Consider the following 18,484-nt stretch of genomic DNA (forward strand, 5'->3'; position numbering starts at 1 on the left):
ACTTTTTTTGAGCTGCAGGCTGCGGTAACTGTCTCCCTGCATAATTGCACATATGTTGCTTGAGCAACCATTAATTACTTGCCAATACGCTCAAGTGTTTTGTATGTTTGTTTTCCAAATTAATTACAATATGCAGTTTGGTATTATCGGCAGCGGAAGCTGGGCTACGGCGCTTGCAAAGATTCTTACAGACAATAACAATCATATTTACTGGTGGATCAGGAATGATGAAACAATCAGTTATTTGCAACAGCGCCGGCACAATCCGCATTACCTGCACAATGCCCGTTTCGATAATAGCAAAATGCAGTTAAGCAGCAACCTCAATTACATCATTGAGCAGTCAGATGTGTTGGTTGTGGCAGTGCCCAGTGCCTACATACACAGCGTATTCAGCACCCTTAATACAGACGTATTCGGGCAGCGGAAAATAGTCTCTGCCATCAAAGGCCTTTTGCCAGGTACCAACCAGTTGTTCAATGAATACCTTCAGCAGCAATTCAACACCAGGCTGGAGGATTATTTTGCTATTGTTGGGCCTTGTCATGCAGAAGAAGTGGCGGCTGAAAAACTTTCGTACCTCACCTTCTCCGGTGTAGATGAGGCGGCCGCCAAAGTTATCGCCGGTCATTTCAACAATGAATACCTCAATACAATCGTCAACCATGATATCATGGGTGTACAATATGCGTCGGTACTAAAGAATATTTATGCACTTGGTGCGGGTATTGCTCATGGGCTCGAGTACGGTGATAACTTTCTAAGTGTTTATATAGCCAATGCTGCCAGTGAAATGGTACGGTTTGTTCGTAAAATGCGTATTGACGAAGATGGAACGGGGCTTAATTATGCAGCCTCCGCATACCTTGGCGATCTTTTGGTTACCTGCTACTCGTTATATAGCCGTAACCGCATGTTTGGTAATATGATCGGCAAGGGCTATTCCGTAAAAGCAGCTCAACTGGAACTTAATATGGTTGCAGAAGGTTATAATGCGAGCCGTAGTATTTACCGCGCAGCAACAGCAATGAATATCGATATTCCCATTGCGGCAACTATTTATAATATCCTTTGGGAGCATGTGCCGGCGTCTTCAGGATTTGAACACATAGAAACATTATTGGTATAAACTTCGTACCCTGCAGATGTGTTAAAAAAACAGTGCTGCGGCAATACCGTCAGCAAAAAGTTTACCCTGAGGTGTAAGTTTAACTGTAGCACTGCCGTTTTTTATAAAACCAGGTTCAACCAGGGCGGCTATATTTTTTTGTAGCTGTTCCTTTTTGTCATCGCCCCATTTTCCTGCAATAAATGCCAGGTCAATGCCTTCGCTTGTTCGCAGTGCAGTCATAATATATTCGTTCAATTGTTGCACCGGGGTTAAATGCTCAATCTCAAAAGGCAAAACCGATGCGTCAATATTTTTTATGTAGAGCGCATTGTTGGCAATGTTCCACTGCCTGCTTGTTCCATTAAACGAATGCGCCGAAGGGCCCAACCCGAGGTAGTGGCTGCCACTCCAGTAACTGCTGTTATGCCTGCTTCTGAAACCCGGTTTTGCAAAGTTGGAGATTTCATAATGCTCGTAGCCTGCCGCGCCTGCCCATTCCATCAATAATTCAAAATGCCTGCTTTGTTTTTCCGGGTCTACATTCTCAAGCTGGTGTGTGGCAACCAGTTTTTCAAGGGCAGTTTTAGGTTCTACAGTAAGTGCATAACATGAAAGATGTGGAATGTTTAAGCCAATTGCCGTATCAACATTTGCTTTCCATTTCTCATCTGTAAGTGTGGGAGTGCCATAAATCAGGTCGATGGTTATATTATAAAAACCGGCCTGCTGAGCAAGTAGTATGCAATTCATGGCCTGTTGCGCATTGTGCGCCCTGTTCATCCACTGAAGGTCTTCTTCAAAAAAAGATTGTATGCCTATGCTTAACCGGTTTATGCCAAGATTTTTCCATGCACCAAGTTTTACTGCAGTTATATCATCAGGATTGGTTTCAAGCGTTATCTCGGCATTATCATCTATCAAAAAGTGAGCTTTGAATGTTTGCAGTAGTTGCGCCAGTTCTTCTGCACGCAATAAAGAAGGAGTGCCACCGCCAAAATAAATAGTGGCAACACTTTCGTTTATGTAGTGTTTTCGCAGGTGTGCTTCTTTGCAGATAGCATTTGTCATGGCTGCTGTTTGCTTAACAGATGTCGAAAAATGAAAATTGCAGTAGTGGCAGGCTTTTCTGCAAAATGGAACATGAATATAAATACCTGCCATACTTTTATGTTTTGTAAACTTGCGCAACGCAAATGGCAAAATTACTACAATACTTTGTTTGCCTTTTCTTAATCATTTGTTGTTGGTGCAGCTCATCAACAGCGCAGGTGCCATGCAGCCTTGTGGTAAAATATGCAGATGCAGCGCCACCTGTACAGTTAACCAATAACTTTCCATCTAAAAGTGCCTGTATTGGCTATGTACAGCAATTACCTGCCCTGCTTGCTGCAAAAGGTTATATAAGCGCTTCTGTAGATGAAATTAAAGAAGACTCCTCTGCTGTTTTTATCACACTTTTTACCGGCAAAAAATATGTTTGGGAGCAGCTTGTCATTCAGGAACAAGACTGGTCGGTGCTGGATCAGCTTGGTTACAACAGGAATGCCTTCAATAATAAACCATTCGACCAGCAAAAAGTGGAAACGGTGTATGAAAAGCTTCTTAACTACTACGCCGAAAATGGTTACCCGTTTGCAGCTGTGGCGCTGGATAGCATTTCCCTGAACGATGAGAAGATAACAGCCAGGCTCATCGTTAATAAAGGCACCCGTTATATTATCGATACCGTTATCATTAATGGTACGGCAAGGGTCGACAAAAGCTACCTGATGGCTTACACAGGTGTAAGAGAAAAAGACATGTACAACCAGCAGCTCATAAACAATATCGATCTGCGTATGGCAGAGTTGCCCTTCCTGTCACAAACAGCGCCAAACAAAATAACGATGTTGAATACCGGGGCGCAACTGGATTTTTACCTGCAAAACCGGAAAAGCAACCAGGTAAATGTGCTTATAGGCTTTTTACCCGCTAACCCACAGGTAGGCGGAAAATTGCTGGTAACCGGTGAGGCCAATCTTAACCTGAAAAACCCGTTTGGAAACGGTGAGACAATCGGCATCAACTGGCAGCAACTCCAGGCAAAATCACCAAGATTGAATTTGCTGTTTAACCGGCCGTATCTTTTTCATTCGCCGCTGGGTGTAAACGTCAGTTTCGAATTGTATAAGCGGGATTCTTTTTTTCTCAATATTCACGGCACTGTTGGTGCGCAGTACAATATCTCTAACCGCAAGTCGGTCACCGTAGCGTTGCAGTTATATAAAACAAATTTGCTTACGGCAGATACGGTTACCGTTAAAGCAACCAGGCGCTTACCAGATATGGCAGATCTTACCTCAACTACATTATCATTTCAGTACGATTACAACAATACCAATTATCGCTTCAACCCAAGAAGCGGTAACGAAGTACAATTCAATGTTGGCTTTGGTGCCAGGCACATCAGGCAAAACAATGCTATACTTTCTATAAAAGATCCGTCATTCAACTATGCGTCTTTGTATGATACAGTAAAGCAAAATACCTATGTTTTAAGAACATACCTGAATGCCGCGCATTATTTCCCGGTTGCAAAGCAGGCCACTTTCAAGACTGCGTTGCAGGCAGGCTGGCTGCAATCGCCCAATTATTTTCAGAATGAATTGTTCCAGATTGGCGGCTTTAAAAAATTGCGCGGTTTCGATGAAGAAAGCATTTACACCAACCGGTTCCTTATAGCAACGCTGGAGTACCGTTACCTGCTTGCACGAAATTCATGGCTGTTCGCTTTTACAGATATCGGGGGTGCGGCTTACAAAAGCATCAATACAAGTTATTCGCACAGCTACTTTGGTTTTGGCGGCGGTATAGCCTTCGAAACAAACACGGGCATTTTCAATATTTCCTGGGCGCTGGGTAAAAGAAATGACCTCAACCTGGATTTGCGGCAATCAAAAATTCATATCGGGTTTGTAAGTCTTTTTTAATGATGGGCCAGGCTGCAGAATATGCATTAAGCATTCGTTGCGTCGCACTCTTGTACAGTATAGCTTTATTCGGCACGTGCACAGTTTTGCTGCGTAAAAACAAGATGCGCAAAGGTGCAATTGCGCTTTTAAGATGGAATAGTGCGGGTACTCGAATGCATGCCGGCCCGGGCGTTTATAACAACGCGGTAATTTGCATGGCATAATCAAAACACATCGTTGCTGATGCGTGAGCTGAACGTACAAGTGAGTGACACAACCAAAGCTGCCATGCAACACTGCTGCCGGTTACCCACAATAAAAAAGCCGTTATGGCTAACGGCTTTTCAAAAAAACAAATCACACTGAAAACCTACTCCTCTTTTTCTTTGGCATTGTATGCTTTTTCAGCATCCTGCGCCTTTTTAAAATCGAGCACCACGCCATTAATGCAATAGCGTAAACCGGTTGGTTTTGGGCCATCTTCAAATACATGCCCCAGGTGCGATTTACAACGGCCGCACATTACTTCTGTACGTTGCATGCCATATGTGTTATCGGGCGCATAAATAATAGATCCTTTGCTGATGGGCTCATAAAAACTGGGCCATCCGCAACCACTTTCAAATTTTGTATCGCTTTTAAATAAAGCGTTGCCACAAACGGCGCAATAGTACGTTCCTATCTCATGAGAAGTTTCGTATGGGCTGGTAAAAGGCCTTTCAGTTCCTTTCTGCCTGGCCACATGGTAAACTTCAGGTGAGAGTAGCTTTTTCCATTCTTCATCGGTCATTACAACTTTGGTAGAATCTGTGTTGGAATAAACCGGGTTCTTTTTATTGTTTGAAGTATCCATAGCTGATTTTTTTTGAGCTGATGAGTTTTGCGAATAACAACCCTGTGTGATAACCAGTACAAACATGGTCGTTAGCAAAAGAACAATTTGTTTCATAAAATAGTTTTCAGTTGTTTAATATCAATAACAATGCTACAGTAAATACGTTCAGTAAAGCAGCACCTTACTATGTACGTATTTCAAATGATTGAAGGTTTTGTTAAAGGATTTTCAAGTTGCAGCCCTTATATTTGCCAGAATCCAAACTTAAGCAAGCAACATGTTTCACATCATCTTATTCGGCCCTCCGGGCAGCGGTAAAGGTACCCAAAGTGAAAAACTGATAGCAGAGTACGGTTTAATTCACCTTAGTACGGGCAACCTGCTACGCAGTGAAATTGCAAATAAAACAGCATTGGGCCTGGAAGCGAAGAGTGTAATGGACAAGGGCCAGTTGGTACCCGATGAAGTGGTAATAGGTATGATAAGCTCCCAGCTGGATGCGCACGCAGATGCAAAAGGTTTTTTGTTCGATGGTTTTCCCCGCACGGTTGCGCAGGCAGAGGCACTGGATAAATTGTTAAAACTTAAGAATAGTGGTATTGGCGTTTTCCTGGCATTGGATGTAAGTGAAGAGGAACTGGTAAAACGTTTACTGGGTCGTGGTTTAACAAGCGGCCGCAGCGATGATACGGATGAAGCTGTAATTCGTGCACGCATTACTGAATACAATGCCAAAACAACGGCAGTAGCAGATTACTATAAACAATTTGATAAGGTAGTAAATGTACCCGGTGAAGGAAGCATAGATGATATTTATGCAAGCCTTAAGACACAAATAGATGCCAGGATGCATTAATATCTTTACAAAACCAACTGTATGCCCGTTTCTGTAAAGGAACGGGCTTTTTTTATCAGTGACATTTAAAATAATCAAAGGGTTCCTGGCAGTCTTCGCACTGGTAAAGTGCTTTGCAGGCAGTGGAACCAAACCTGCTTACCGGTCTTGTGTGGTAACTGTTGCAATGCGGGCATTGGATGGCTTCTTCTTCCTGGAATAAGCCGGGTGTACAAACTGATTGCATAGGTTTGGGCGGCGCTATACCGTAGGCTCTCAGTTTTTCTTTACCGGCACTGCTCATCCATTCTGTTGTCCATGCGGGTGATAAAGCAGTTTTTATTGTAACATGATTAAAGCCATTTTCAATTAATGCCAGCCTGATAGACATATTAATCACTTCAGTAGCCGGGCACCCGGAATAAGTGGGTGTTACTGTTACAGTAATTGTGTCATTATCTACTTCAACCTTTCGTATAATGCCGAGATCAACGACCGACAAGACCGGCACTTCCGGGTCATTTACGGTTTGGAGTATTTTCCAGGTTGCTTCTATAGTCGTTTCTTTAGCTGAAGTCATCGTCTTGTTTATAAGATTGCTTACCACTCGCAACCGGGGTAGGTGCGTTGCAGGTATTGCATGGCGGCCAATATATAGCCAAGGTGCTCTGTATGTGTACCTTCTTTACCGCCACGCTGCATGTAACCTGCGGCCCCGGGCATAGGAAGGGTGGCCTCTTCAAAAATAGCCTCTACTTTTTTCAACCAGTCTTGTTGCATGCTTTCGACATTTACACCAAACCCTGAAATACCGGCTTCTTTTTCATAATCGGCGGGTATAAACATTTCTCCTGTAAAGCGCCACAATTCATCAGCAGCAACCATCATACGGTCGCGGCTTTCTTCTGTGCCGTCACCAAGGCGTATAACCCATTCACTGCTCCACCGTACATGATAAGTAACTTCTTTAAGCCCTTTTTCGGCAATGGCTGCTACCTGCGCATCATTGCATTGTATTAACTGTTTATACAAAAGCTCCTGGTAGGTGCTGAAAAAAAATTGCCGCAGTATGGTAGCAGCCCAGTCGCCATTTGGCTGTTCTACGAGCAGCAGGTTTTTAAATTCTCTTTCTGTTCTCAGGTAAGCAAGTGAATCTTCTGTAGCATTGTTGCCTGTGAGCATGGCAGCGTACTGGTAAAAATTTCTTGCCTGCCCAAGCAGGTCAAGCGAGATATTGGTGATTGCTATATCCTGCTCCAGCACGGGGCCATGACCACACCATTCACTGTTACGGTGCGAAAGAATAAGTGTATTGTCTGCCAGGTGGAGGAGGTAGTTAAAAAGTTGATTGTTCATTGAAATAAGCTGGTTGAACTACATATAATTCACTTCATCCGGTAGTTTGTAAAAAGTTGGGTGGCGGTAAATTTTGTCGTTGGAAGGTTCATACAAACTTTCTGCTTCATCAGGGTTGCTGGCATGGATATCTATGCTTTCAACGGCCCAGATGCTTACACCTTCCTGGCGGCGTGTATAAACATCACGGGCATTTTCTATCGCCATCTGCGCATCCGCAGCATGCAGGCTACCAACATGTTTATGGTCAAGCCCCTGTTTGCTGCGTATAAAAATCTCCCACAGCGGCCAGTCATGACCCGCTGATGCCTGGTGTACCCCGGGGCTGATGTGTTCCCCTGGTGCATTGTCAGCCGCCATGCCACTTTCACCGAAATCTCCGTAATAATATTTTGTAATGGTAAACATAGTCGTTTATTAAGCTGCTTCGAGTGTAGATGATTGTGTATTTCGTTTCCTTTTTGCTGCATATGCCGCGGCTGCCTCGCGTACCCACGCGCCTTCATCCCATGCCTTTTTACGGGCCGCAATACGTTGTTTATTGCAGGGGCCATTGCCTTTTACAACATTCCAGAATTCGTTCCAGTTGATCTCGCCAAAGTCGTAGTGTTTTCTTTCACTGTTCCATTTAAGATCAGGATCGGGCAATGTCATACCCAGTACTTTTACCTGTTCTGCAATCATATCAATAAAACGCTGGCGCAACTCATCGTTACTCATGCGTTTTATTTTCCACTTCATACTTTGGTCTGAGTGTGTAGAATCGCTGTCTTTTGGCCCAAACATCATTAAGGAAGGCCACCACCAGCGGTTTATAGCATCCTGGCACATAGCACGCTGTTCGGGGCTGCCTTTTGATAGCGAAAGCAGAATATCAAAACCCTGGCGCTGGTGAAAACTTTCTTCTTTGCAAATACGCACCATTGCCCTTGCATATGGCCCGTAAGAAGTTCTGCAAAGCATAACCTGGTTCATAATGGCCGCTCCATCTACCAGCCAGCCAATGGCACCCATATCTGCCCAGGTAAGTGTGGGGTAATTGAAAATAGACGAGTATTTGGCTTTACCGGTATGGAGATCGTTGATCGTTTCTTCCCTGGATGTGCCCAGTGTTTCGGTGGCAGCATAAAGATAGAGGCCATGCCCCGCCTCATCCTGTACTTTGGCAATAAGAATAGCTTTTCTTTTTAGCGACGGGGCTCTTGTTATCCAGTTGCCTTCGGGCAGCATACCAACAATTTCACTGTGTGCATGCTGGCTGATCTGCCGCACAAGCGTTTTGCGGTAGGCGTCAGGCATCCAGTCTCTTGGCTCAATTTTTATTTCTTCCGCTATTTTGGAAAGAAAGTGTTGTTCCAGATCGTGTATTTGCATAAGGTTCTACTATTACCGGGTTTTTATTGAAACTAAATGAAGTCGTATTTACTACAAGTCGGTAAACATTTCTGTTGTATAATAAATGAAAGACACTGAATATTCAAAACTGCTGTATAGCTGATTCATTCTTACTACAACGCAGGTAGTGCTACAAAAATAATCATTTTATGCTTTCCGCTAACGTGTGTTAGGGTGATGTTACTGAATTTGGCTTTGTATACACGGTGTTTTCTGATTTCGTAAAACTTTTTTCCCGATTCTGCAAATCAATGCTTTACATTAAGAACACTTTTGCCATTCGGTTTACAAAAAGGAAGACTTGTAAAAACAGAGCATCATCAGTACTTTGCTTTTTAACCGTTTTGTAAAACATAGACTGATACACCCGGAAGTGTTGATTAATGCGGTGCAGTACAAGAGTGCGACGCAACGAAGATGCCACAGGCACAACAGCCCGGCCCATAATAACAGTAATATTCATTTATGACTTTCAGGAAAGCGATCGGTAAAATTCATTTATGGCTTGGGCTTGCATCCGGTGTTATTGTCGTTTTCCTTGGTATTACAGGTTGTATACTTGCATTTGAGCAGGAGGTAAGGGCTATTACAGAAACCTATCGCTATGTAACACCGGCACACACACCACAACTGGCGCCGGATAAAATAAAACAAATTGCCACTGCGGCACTGCCGGGTAAACTGCCGCATGGTATTGCCTACTACGCAAACCCCGGTAAAGCAGTACAGGTTTCTTTTTACAATATAGACCCGGCCTATTATTACCTCGTGTATGTAAACCCTTATAACGGGCAGGTATTAAAGGTAAAAGATGCCAATGCAGATTTTTTTCGCATAGTTGTAATGGGGCACTATTATTTGTGGTTACCGCCTGCAGTAGGCCAGCCCATTGTTGCCACCGCTACGCTTATATTTTTGATAATGCTTATCAGCGGCCTCATTTTATGGTGGCCTAAAAATAAAGCTGCCCGCAAACAGCGCTTTAGTGTAAAATGGAATGCCACCTTTAAACGTAAAAATTACGACCTGCACAATGTGCTTGGTTTTTATATGACATGGGTTGCCATCTTTATAGCTGTAACGGGCCTCGTATGGGGCTTTCAGTGGTTTGCAAAATCAGTATACTGGACTGCATCAGGCGGTAAAGAAATGGTGCAGTTTTATGAAGCTGAATCTGAAAAGCCTGCTGTAATGAGCACTGCAGGAACACCTATGATAGACCGCGTATGGCAAAAGATGAAACTGGAACACACAAATGCCGCTGTTATAGAAGTGCATGTACCCGCCAATGATTCAGCCGCCATTGAGGCCGTTGCTAACCCTGATGATAAAACTTACTGGAAGGCCGATTACCGTTACTTCGACCAATATACAATGAAAGAAATTGACGTAACGCACAGTTACGGGCGTTTTCCCGGCAGTTCTGTGGCAGATAAAATGATACGCATGAACTACGATGTGCATACCGGGGCCATACTTGGTATAACAGGAAAAATAATGGCCTTTTTTGCCAGCCTGATCGCCGCCAGTTTACCCATAACCGGTTTTTTTATCTGGAAAGGCAGAAAGAAAAAGAAGCAAATCATTGCTGCACCGCAGGCTGTAAAAAGGCAGCTTGTTCCTGCTTCACAGTAGGCTCTATGCCTTACCCGCGCAATTTATGGGGGAATAATGGTGTAGCCGGCTGCAGGCTAAGCATGAAGCTTTTGTTGCGTCGCACTCTTGTACACCAAAACTTTATTCGGCAGCTTAAAAAAATACCCACGTCATTGTTTACAACGTGGGTATGCAAGGTGATTTTTGTTTCTGGTAATATAGCCTTCCCAAACTAATTCAATACACTCTTTTCCTTTTCTGTTTTTATATCTTTCTGTTCTTTTATTTTGGCCCAGCCCCCGGCAACATTGCGCAGGTTGTGAATGCCCTGGCGTTTTAACATGGAGCAGGCAATTACGCTGCGGTAGCCGCCGGCACAGTGAACATAAAGATTGTGTATGTCATCAAAATCTGCCATAGTACCGGGGTCGGTAAGATTATTCAGCGGCAGGCTCATGGCGTCTTTAACATGCCCTTCTGCATATTCAGGCTCTTTGCGTACATCTACCACTACAAGATTATTATCAAAAGGAAGATCCATTGCCAGTTCGTCTGCTTCCACTTCAATGATCAGGTCTGTTCTGTTACCGCTTTGTTGCCATGCTTCAAAACCGCCTTCCAGGAAACCGGCAAATTTCTCAAATCCAACACGCGCCAGGCGAACCGCGGTTTCTTTTTCTTTGCCTGGCTCTGTAACAAGCAGGAGTGTTTTATCAAATGGTAACAGGCTTCCTGCCCATTCAGCAAAACGGCCTTCCAGGCCAATGAATATGCTGCCGGGTACAAAACCCTGTGTAAAAATATTGGCCGGCCTTGTATCTATTATAATTGTATCCTCATCTGCTGCAATGGTTTTAAACGCGTCTGATGTTAATGGTTGCAGTGCTTTTTCCATTACTGCGTCGAGGCTTTCATAACCTTCTTTGTTGATCTTTGCATTTACCGGAAAATATTGTGGCGGCGCAGCAAGCCCGTCTGTAACGGCTTTTATAAAGGCATCTTTTGTTTGCGGTTGCAGTGCATAATTGGTTTGCTTTTCATTACCAATAGTGCTAAGCGTATGCGGGCCAAGGTTTTTGCCACAACTGCTGCCCGGGCCGTGTGCAGGGTAAACAATAACATGATCTGCCAGCGGCATTATTTTCGCTTGCAGGCTGTCGTACAGTTTGCCTGCAAGATCTTCCATGGTTATTTCGGCGCCTTTTTGTGCCAGATCCGGCCTGCCTACATCTCCTACAAAAAGTGTATCGCCTGTAAATATTGCGTGGTCTTTGCCTGCTTCATCTTTTAATAAATAACAGGTACTTTCCAGCGTATGCCCGGGTGTATGTAAAACTTCTATGGAAATATTGCCCAGTTTAAAAACCTGGCCGTCTGTTGCTACTGTTACGTCGAAGCCGGCTACAGTATCGGGTCCGTAAATAATAGGCGCGCCGGTTGCTTTACCCAGGTCTATATGGCCGCTTACAAAATCTGCATGAAAGTGTGTTTCAAAAATATATTTGATGGTGCTGTTTCTTTCTTTGGCCATTTTCAGGTAATCTTCAATATCCCGCAGCGGGTCTACAATGGCTGCTTCACCGTTGCTTTCTATATAGTAAGCCGCTTCACTAAGGCAACCGGTGTATAGTTGTTCTATGTACATAAACGCAAAATTTCGGCAAAGATAAGGAAGGGTTACAGATGTTAGTTTCAGGGTGGGTGAAGGGCATGCAGCAGCCTGGTGCAGTGTATTGAAGGATTACGCTCCGATCTTCACTTTGCTGCACAAACAACCAAACGTACAAGTGTGCGACGCAACAGAAGCTTCATGCTTAACCTGCTGCCGGGCTCCCAAAAAATGGCCGTTTAAAAACAATAATTGAAAAAATGATAGCGCGGCTTATTTTTGCCGCTCAACAACAAACACTATTCATGGTTGATGTTATTTTAGGCCTGCAATGGGGCGATGAAGGCAAGGGGAAAATCGTTGACTACTTTGCTCCGCAATACGATGTAATTGCACGCTTCCAGGGCGGTCCAAACGCCGGCCACACATTATATGTAGGCGATAAAAAAGTTGTACTGCACCAGATTCCTTCAGGTATTTTTCACCAGAACACTGTGAACATTATTGGCAATGGCGTTGTGCTCGATCCGGTGACCTTGAAAAGAGAATGCGACACGGTTTCCTCTTTCGGTATAGATGTGCGCAAAAACCTGTTTATTTCCCAGCGTACCAATATTATTGTGCCTACACACAGGGCTTTGGATAAGGCTTCTGAAATGCAGAAAGGAGATAGTAAAATCGGCTCCACATTAAAAGGTATTGGCCCGGCTTATATGGATAAAACAGGCCGCAATGCATTGCGTGTGGGCGACCTGCTGGACAAAAGCTTTACTACCAACTATATAAAGCTGCGGTTAAAACACCAGAAGCTCCTGGATAATTTTCATTTCATTGAAGATATCTCCGCATGGGAAGAAGAGTTTTTTGATGCAATAGATTTCCTGCGCTCACTGAATATTGTAAATGGTGAATACTTCATCAACAACAAAATAAGCGAAGGCAAAAAAGTGTTGGCAGAAGGTGCGCAGGGCAGCATGCTTGATATAGATTTTGGTACATTTCCTTTTGTTACTTCATCCAGTACTATTTCTGCAGGTGTTTGCAGCGGACTTGGTGTAGCACCACAAAAGATCAGGGATGTATTGGGTGTAACCAAAGCATATTGTACACGTGTGGGTGGCGGTCCTTTCCCAACCGAGCTCGAAGATGCAACAGGTGAAGAACTGAGAAGAATAGGCAGCGAATTTGGCGCTACAACCGGCAGACCGCGCCGCTGTGGATGGATAGACCTGGTAGCGTTGAAATATACCTGTATGCTCAACGGCGTAACCAAAGTGGTAATGACCAAAGCAGATGTACTCGATTCTTTTGAAGAACTGAATGTTTGCACTTCATACAACGTAGACGGCAAAGAAACGCAGGAAGTGCCTTTCCAGCTTACACGCGTAAAGCTGGATCCTGTATACAAAACATTTGCCGGCTGGAATACCGACAGCACCATGCTGAAAGATGCAGCAAAATTGCCGGCACCAATGTCAACATATATCGATTTTATCAACAATTACATTGGCTCTCCGGTAAAGTATGTTTCAAACGGACCAGGCAGAGAGCAGATCATTCATTTGTAGAAGTATTTTGTATTTTTAGTAAGTATTTTTTTTGAACCCGGCTACAATAGTTCTTTTCAGCTTTTCTTGCGTCGCACTCTTGTACTGTATAGCGCTGTGCATCAGCAATACTGCATATGCACCGTTGTTAGAAGTTACAGGCAATGTTGCAGGCCTGTAATAACGGGCAATACATAGTGAACGTTTGAAAAGGCACAACATTTTTTTAAAGAATTATGTGTAAAGTCTTTGTATTTCGGGTATAAAAATTTTTTTTTGTTGAATCAAAAACTCGTTGAAATTTTACGACATAATCTTTAAAGGATATGGCAAAATCTGCAAAAGACAATAAGAAGCCTGGTGGAAAACCGGAAGCACCCAAAAAAAGTGAAAAACCGTCTTCAAAACCAAAAAAGCAAATGGAAGAAGATGATGATGATTTAGATGAAGATGATGAAGATATGGATGTGAAATCATCAGCAAAATCTACCAAGGGCGCAGCAAAGAAAAAAGGCGGAGAAGATGACGATGAAGATGAAGACCTGCCAGAAGAAGTAGATGATTGGGAGAAACCGGAAGAAGATGATAACTGGGATCCGGATTTTGAAGAGTTCGATATTCCAAAATCAAAAGGCAAGAAAAGCACCGGTGGTGGCAGCAGCAAAAAAAGCAGCGGTGATGATGATCTTGGGCTTGATGAGGATTTTAAAGAATTCGACATGTTCAACGACTCAGGCTTCGATGAAGAAGATGACGACTTTTAATTGGAACAAATGATGGTGCAAAGGATCTCCGCATCTTTTCCCGTACACGATAAAACAGTTTTTAAACAACAGATGTTGCATTGGGCAAACCAGTTCAACATCTGTTGCTTTTTAGACAATAACCAATATACCGGCAACCACCATACACATGAATGGCTGCTGGCCGCTGGTGCCGTATCGCAATGCATGCCATATGCAGGTAAGCTGGCACAATTCAAAACGTTTACTGCCCAAACCCACGACTGGCTGTTTGGCCATTTTGCTTACGATCTGAAAAACGAGATTGAAAGCCTGTCGTCTTCCCACACAGATTATATTGGTTTTCCGGACCTTTTTTTCTTTCAGCCGCAAATTGTTATTCAGGGCTGTAATGAGAGTGTTACTATTCACTGCCTGGATGTTGCACCGGAAACAGTTTTCATGCAGATACAACAAACAATAGTAAAGGCACCGGTTTTTATGGCCAAACCAAATGTGCAGTTACGTACAGCACGTTGGCAGTACATTGATACGATTGAAAAACTGCAACAACATATTGTACGCGGCGACTGTTACGAGATCAATTACTGCATAGAATTTTTTGCAGAAGATGCCATAATTAACCCGCTGCTGGTGTATGAGCAATTGATTAAGGTCTCGCCCAACCCTTTTGCAGCATTTTACAAACTGCATGATAAATACCTGCTGTGTGCAAGCCCAGAGCGATATTTAAAGAAGACAGGAGCTGCCATTATTTCTCAGCCCATAAAAGGAACAATTAAAAGAAATACAACCGACCCGCAGGATGAAGAAAGTAAACAGCAACTGTATAACAGCAGCAAAGACCGCAGCGAAAACGTAATGGTGGTTGACCTTGTAAGAAACGACCTCAGCAGGGTTTGTAAAGAAGGTTCGGTAGAAGTGGAAGAGCTGTTTGGCATCTATACATTTCCGCAATTGCACCAGATGATCTCTACTGTTAAAGGAGTATTGAAAGATGATGCGGATGTGGCGGATGTTATTGCTGCAACTTTTCCAATGGGATCGATGACCGGCGCGCCAAAACTAAGTGTAATGAAACTGATTGAACAGTATGAACATACAAAGCGTGGTATTTATTCAGGCGCTGTTGGTTATATAACACCCACAAAAGATTTTGATTTTAACGTGGTAATAAGGAGCATTATGTACAATGATTCAACGGAATACCTTAGTTACCAGGTTGGTGGTGGCATTACCTTTTACAGCAATGCAGCAGATGAATTTGATGAATGCCTGCTCAAAGCAAAAGCCATAGAAAAAGTGTTGGCTTAGACATCAATAAAAAAGCAGGCAGACCGTCATTGCAACGCCTGGCTCAGTAATATTCTACAGTACAAGTGAGTGACACAACAGGCGCCTGGTTAAGTACTGCAGCTTGTGCCAAACTATTCCCTTCAATATCTCAACAAAGCCGGGATGTTGAGGTTGTAAATAAATATCAAACACCACCCGGCCACTGCCAGTATTTCGATTGACCTGCTAAATATTGTGTAAACCTTTACCGTTTGTGTTTGATACCTGTTGGCAAAATATTTTTTGAACATGGCCAGTTGAAAAGTAAGCGCTTCCTGCGCTGTAGCTGTAAACACATGCAAAACGGCTGCGGTGAACACTGCAAAGGTTGCAGTAGCTGTAAATATTTTGGCCAGATTGAACAACCCGTTGAGGTTACAAACTATTGATGCTATATGTAACAAAGCCGACGTACAAATGATGAATGCTGTTGTACGGGTATGGAAAATCTGTCTTTTTTTGTTAACGCGTAAAATGAGTATATCGAGTGTAATGCAAACAGCATTTAGTAAGATGAGCAACCATCTTTCTTCGTACGTGGCATACAGGAACAGGTTGACAAATGCCACTATACGAAATGCGATAAAGAATGCGGCCCATAAAATTCTTACAGTAAGCGGTATATTTTTATCCTTAAAAAATAATACGGTTAGAATCAAGCCCAGTATGGTCCATACAAGCTCTATAAAAATAACGGGTGGGTTAGGAAAGAAGAATGGCGCAAAGGAAAATGCAAGCAGCAGGCTTCCAAAAAGCGGGTTGGCAGATAAATATTTCAATTTTATTTTATTGGTTCGAACGTATGTGACGATGTGTTTACTGTATTCTTTGCGGATAAAAATGAGCCATGTTGTAAAGAGTAAGCATAGCAGCACCGTAACAGATACTGCATACAAGTGCGCCGACAGGTAGTACAGCATTATTTTACTACCGGTATCTGCTGAATCTTTTATAACATCTATAAAGTTTTTCGAATAGCCGGCGTGTGATTCTTTAAGCAGTGGTACATCGGTGGCGCGTAAAACCGATGCATTGAAGTTTTTTATTTTCTGCAGTAGGTTTTTTCTGAGTGTTGCGAGTACAACCATATTGCTGTCTAATGTGTGTTGTAAACCCGAGAGCTGCAAAGCCTTGCCTGTGTATAGGTTTTCCGCATTGTTATAGAGTGCAAGAACTGAGGGGGCAGCATCTGCCGGTTTGAATTTTTCTATATTCTTATGGATGACGTGAAGACTTTTATTTTTTGACAGCAATAATGTGTTGTTTTGGTCCAGTTTGGTTTTTACCTGTTCAAGAAATATGGCATGAACATTTAGCAGCCTGTAACTTAAGTGCCGGTCTGTGGTGTTGATGTACGCATCAGCAAACCTGAGCTTGCCTGCAATGTTTTGCAGATCCTGTTGTACAGGTGTAAGGTCGAAACCTGTTTCAAGTGTATGTATGTTTTTTTGGATTGAATTGTTGGCGCTATGTAACCGATCCTGTGCATTTGCATGTAAGGCGATTACGATAATAAGCAGAAGGGGAATGATGCGCTTCATGGTAGTTTTGATACTTTAAATTTAAATGTTTTAAGAAAAACTTATAATGGTTATATTTAATACCATCTTTTGATATGTAGCGTCAAAACTGTTAACATGAGAACACTTCTTCCCCTTTTATGCCTGTTCGCTTTTTTCTATGCCGGTGCACAGGACGGTAATTACTGGCATTCGCCATATGGTACAGGCGGTTTTTTTCTGCCCGGTTCTGTCATTGCTTACAATGGTGACAGTGGCGTATATTTTACCAACCCCGCACTACTGGCTAATTCACCCAAAACAACCATTTCTGTTACTGCGGTTCTTTACCAAATGCAAACAATCAGTATGGCTGATGGAGCCGGAACAGGCAGGAAGCTGATATCAAAAAACATGTCGTCTGTACCACAGATGGTGGCCGGTAAAATTGCGCTGGGAAAAAATAAATTTCCACTGGCTTATGCCATCATTCATAACCCGCTGATAAACTTTGCTGCCAACCAGCGCAGGGATGAGCAGTTGCCTGTATTGAACGATGCTTACAGCCCCGGAGCCGAATATTTTCTTGGGCAGTATGTGGAACAGAACCGCGCTTCTGAGACACAATTGCAAATAAGTACGGGCAAAAAATTAGCACCTCATTTTACGGCAGGTCTTACCCTTGAGGCCAACCTGTACAGCAGGTATTTCTCTTCTGATTTCTCTGCAACAGCTATTGTTAACCCGGGTATTGCAGATTTTAATATTACGAGTAACAGGGAATCGTATATAGCCAATTATAAGAATTATGGTGCAAGGGCAAAAGTGGGTATTGGTTACGATAACGGTAACCATCACCTGGGACTAACGATAACAACGCCGGTATTGCATCTAAAAGGAGATGGCAATATAACCAGCGATATAACACTTGTTAACGCTAAACTAGATCCTGATTTAAGTCCGTTAAGCCTGTTTGCCAACGCACGCCAGGTAGAGCTTAAAGCAAAATGGAAAATGCCGTTGAGTATTGCCCTGGGTTATTTATACCGGTATAACAAAAATCAATTGTATGTGGCAGCTGAATATTTCGGGCAGATAAATGAATACGATGTTATAGCGCCTGATAATGATGTTTTCATAAGGCCCGATACAGGTAATTACAGGGATTATACATACTCCCTGTTAAGATTGAAAGATGCGCGAAAAGCGGTGTTGAATGTGGCCGTGGGAAACAGCTTTTACATAAACCCTCAGTACACTGCTTTTTTGTCTTTGCGCACTAATTTTTCTTATATAGACAAAAGCCTGTTTGCCAACAAAGAAGGTTTTATACCATACACCAGTTCTTGGAACAATTACCATATGCAGGTTGGTGTAAATACCAAACGAAAAAATGTGAACATAAAAGCAGGATTGTTTTTAGCGCTCGGATTTAACGGTGACTATGACCAGGTTGCCAACTTCGACAACCCGACAGACAGCAATTTTTTGCAGGGTAGTGTGAAGACGGTAAAAGCGAATCATTTTTCTGCAGGCGTTATGCTTTCCTATATTCACAACTTGTAGAAGGCTGCGTGGAGTACTGAGCGCAAATGTAGTGAAGACTGTAACCGGGAACCAAAGCCCCATAATGTTGTTACAGTTGAAGTGAGTGACACAACAGGCGGTGCCA

At 43.1% G+C, this 18,484-nt stretch carries 16 protein-coding genes; 8 read left to right on the forward strand and 8 right to left on the reverse strand.

Annotated elements, in window-relative coordinates; translation table 11 throughout:
* Positions 1-130 precede the first annotated feature (130 nt).
* Positions 131-1,129, forward strand: a complete 999-nt coding sequence (locus tag I5907_RS06960) for an NAD(P)H-dependent glycerol-3-phosphate dehydrogenase (protein ID WP_196989990.1) — start codon at positions 131-133, stop codon at positions 1,127-1,129.
* Between the two features lie 21 nt (positions 1,130-1,150).
* Here I5907_RS06960 and hemW read toward each other — a convergent pair whose 3' ends face one another.
* The gene (hemW, locus tag I5907_RS06965) at positions 1,151-2,272 is read right to left on the reverse strand and encodes a radical SAM family heme chaperone HemW (protein WP_196989991.1); all 1,122 of its coding nucleotides are present in this window, start codon (positions 2,270-2,272) and stop codon (positions 1,151-1,153) included.
* 32 nt (positions 2,273-2,304) lie between these two features.
* Between hemW and I5907_RS06970 the strand changes: the two genes are divergently transcribed.
* On the forward strand, positions 2,305-4,080 hold the full coding sequence (locus tag I5907_RS06970) for a BamA/TamA family outer membrane protein (protein ID WP_196989992.1): 1,776 nt from the start codon (positions 2,305-2,307) through the stop codon (positions 4,078-4,080).
* Between the two features lie 352 nt (positions 4,081-4,432).
* Here the strand turns inward: I5907_RS06970 and msrB are convergent, their stop codons facing one another.
* Positions 4,433-5,011 (reverse strand): peptide-methionine (R)-S-oxide reductase MsrB, encoded by a 579-nt coding sequence (gene msrB, locus I5907_RS06975; protein ID WP_196989993.1) that lies wholly within the window; start codon positions 5,009-5,011, stop codon positions 4,433-4,435.
* 163 nt (positions 5,012-5,174) lie between these two features.
* On the opposite strand from msrB, the gene I5907_RS06980 reads away from it, so the two are divergent.
* Positions 5,175-5,753: an adenylate kinase gene (locus tag I5907_RS06980; protein WP_196989994.1), complete on the forward strand. Its 579-nt coding sequence runs from the start codon at positions 5,175-5,177 to the stop codon at positions 5,751-5,753.
* A 55-nt stretch (positions 5,754-5,808) separates the two neighbouring features.
* Here I5907_RS06980 and paaD read toward each other — a convergent pair whose 3' ends face one another.
* The 4 genes from paaD to paaA are packed head-to-tail and all read right to left on the reverse strand — an operon-like array spanning position 5,809 to position 8,462.
* Positions 5,809-6,312, reverse strand: a complete 504-nt coding sequence (gene paaD / locus I5907_RS06985; RefSeq protein ID WP_196989995.1) for a 1,2-phenylacetyl-CoA epoxidase subunit PaaD — start codon at positions 6,310-6,312, stop codon at positions 5,809-5,811.
* 20 nt (positions 6,313-6,332) lie between these two features.
* Positions 6,333-7,088 carry a 1,2-phenylacetyl-CoA epoxidase subunit PaaC gene (gene paaC, locus I5907_RS06990; protein ID WP_196989996.1) on the reverse strand — a complete coding sequence of 252 codons (756 nt, stop codon included), beginning with the start codon at positions 7,086-7,088 and terminating at the stop codon, positions 6,333-6,335.
* A gap of 18 nt (positions 7,089-7,106) precedes the next feature.
* Entirely contained in the window at positions 7,107-7,496 is a 390-nt protein-coding gene (gene paaB / locus I5907_RS06995) for a 1,2-phenylacetyl-CoA epoxidase subunit PaaB (protein WP_346266771.1), read from the reverse strand.
* Positions 7,497-7,505: 9 nt separating this feature from the next.
* Positions 7,506-8,462: a 1,2-phenylacetyl-CoA epoxidase subunit PaaA gene (gene paaA / locus I5907_RS07000; RefSeq protein WP_196989997.1), complete on the reverse strand. Its 957-nt coding sequence runs from the start codon at positions 8,460-8,462 to the stop codon at positions 7,506-7,508.
* A 486-nt stretch (positions 8,463-8,948) separates the two neighbouring features.
* Between paaA and I5907_RS07005 the strand changes: the two genes are divergently transcribed.
* Positions 8,949-10,118 (forward strand): PepSY-associated TM helix domain-containing protein, encoded by a 1,170-nt coding sequence (locus tag I5907_RS07005; RefSeq protein ID WP_196989998.1) that lies wholly within the window; start codon positions 8,949-8,951, stop codon positions 10,116-10,118.
* Positions 10,119-10,311: 193 nt separating this feature from the next.
* Here the strand turns inward: I5907_RS07005 and I5907_RS07010 are convergent, their stop codons facing one another.
* A complete protein-coding gene (locus tag I5907_RS07010) occupies positions 10,312-11,724 on the reverse strand; it encodes an MBL fold metallo-hydrolase (RefSeq protein ID WP_196989999.1) in 1,413 nt (470 codons plus the stop codon).
* A 269-nt stretch (positions 11,725-11,993) separates the two neighbouring features.
* Here I5907_RS07010 and I5907_RS07015 point away from each other — a divergent pair, with 269 nt between their 5' ends.
* From I5907_RS07015 to I5907_RS07025, 3 genes are all read left to right on the forward strand, one after another.
* Complete coding sequence (locus I5907_RS07015; protein WP_196990000.1) at positions 11,994-13,256, forward strand: adenylosuccinate synthase; 1,263 nt, start codon at positions 11,994-11,996, stop codon at positions 13,254-13,256.
* A gap of 305 nt (positions 13,257-13,561) precedes the next feature.
* Positions 13,562-13,999 carry a hypothetical protein gene (locus tag I5907_RS07020; RefSeq protein WP_196990001.1) on the forward strand — a complete coding sequence of 146 codons (438 nt, stop codon included), beginning with the start codon at positions 13,562-13,564 and terminating at the stop codon, positions 13,997-13,999.
* Between the two features lie 9 nt (positions 14,000-14,008).
* Positions 14,009-15,292 carry an anthranilate synthase component I family protein gene (locus I5907_RS07025; protein ID WP_231401988.1) on the forward strand — a complete coding sequence of 428 codons (1,284 nt, stop codon included), beginning with the start codon at positions 14,009-14,011 and terminating at the stop codon, positions 15,290-15,292.
* Between the two features lie 122 nt (positions 15,293-15,414).
* On the opposite strand, the gene I5907_RS07030 is transcribed toward I5907_RS07025, so the two are convergent.
* Positions 15,415-16,854 (reverse strand): hypothetical protein, encoded by a 1,440-nt coding sequence (locus I5907_RS07030; protein WP_196990002.1) that lies wholly within the window; start codon positions 16,852-16,854, stop codon positions 15,415-15,417.
* A gap of 96 nt (positions 16,855-16,950) precedes the next feature.
* On the opposite strand from I5907_RS07030, the gene I5907_RS07035 reads away from it, so the two are divergent.
* Positions 16,951-18,378 (forward strand): hypothetical protein, encoded by a 1,428-nt coding sequence (locus I5907_RS07035; RefSeq protein WP_196990003.1) that lies wholly within the window; start codon positions 16,951-16,953, stop codon positions 18,376-18,378.
* Positions 18,379-18,484: the final 106 nt, after the last annotated feature.

It is taken from the genome of Panacibacter microcysteis (assembly GCF_015831355.1).
Lineage (GTDB): Bacteria > Bacteroidota > Bacteroidia > Chitinophagales > Chitinophagaceae > Panacibacter > Panacibacter microcysteis.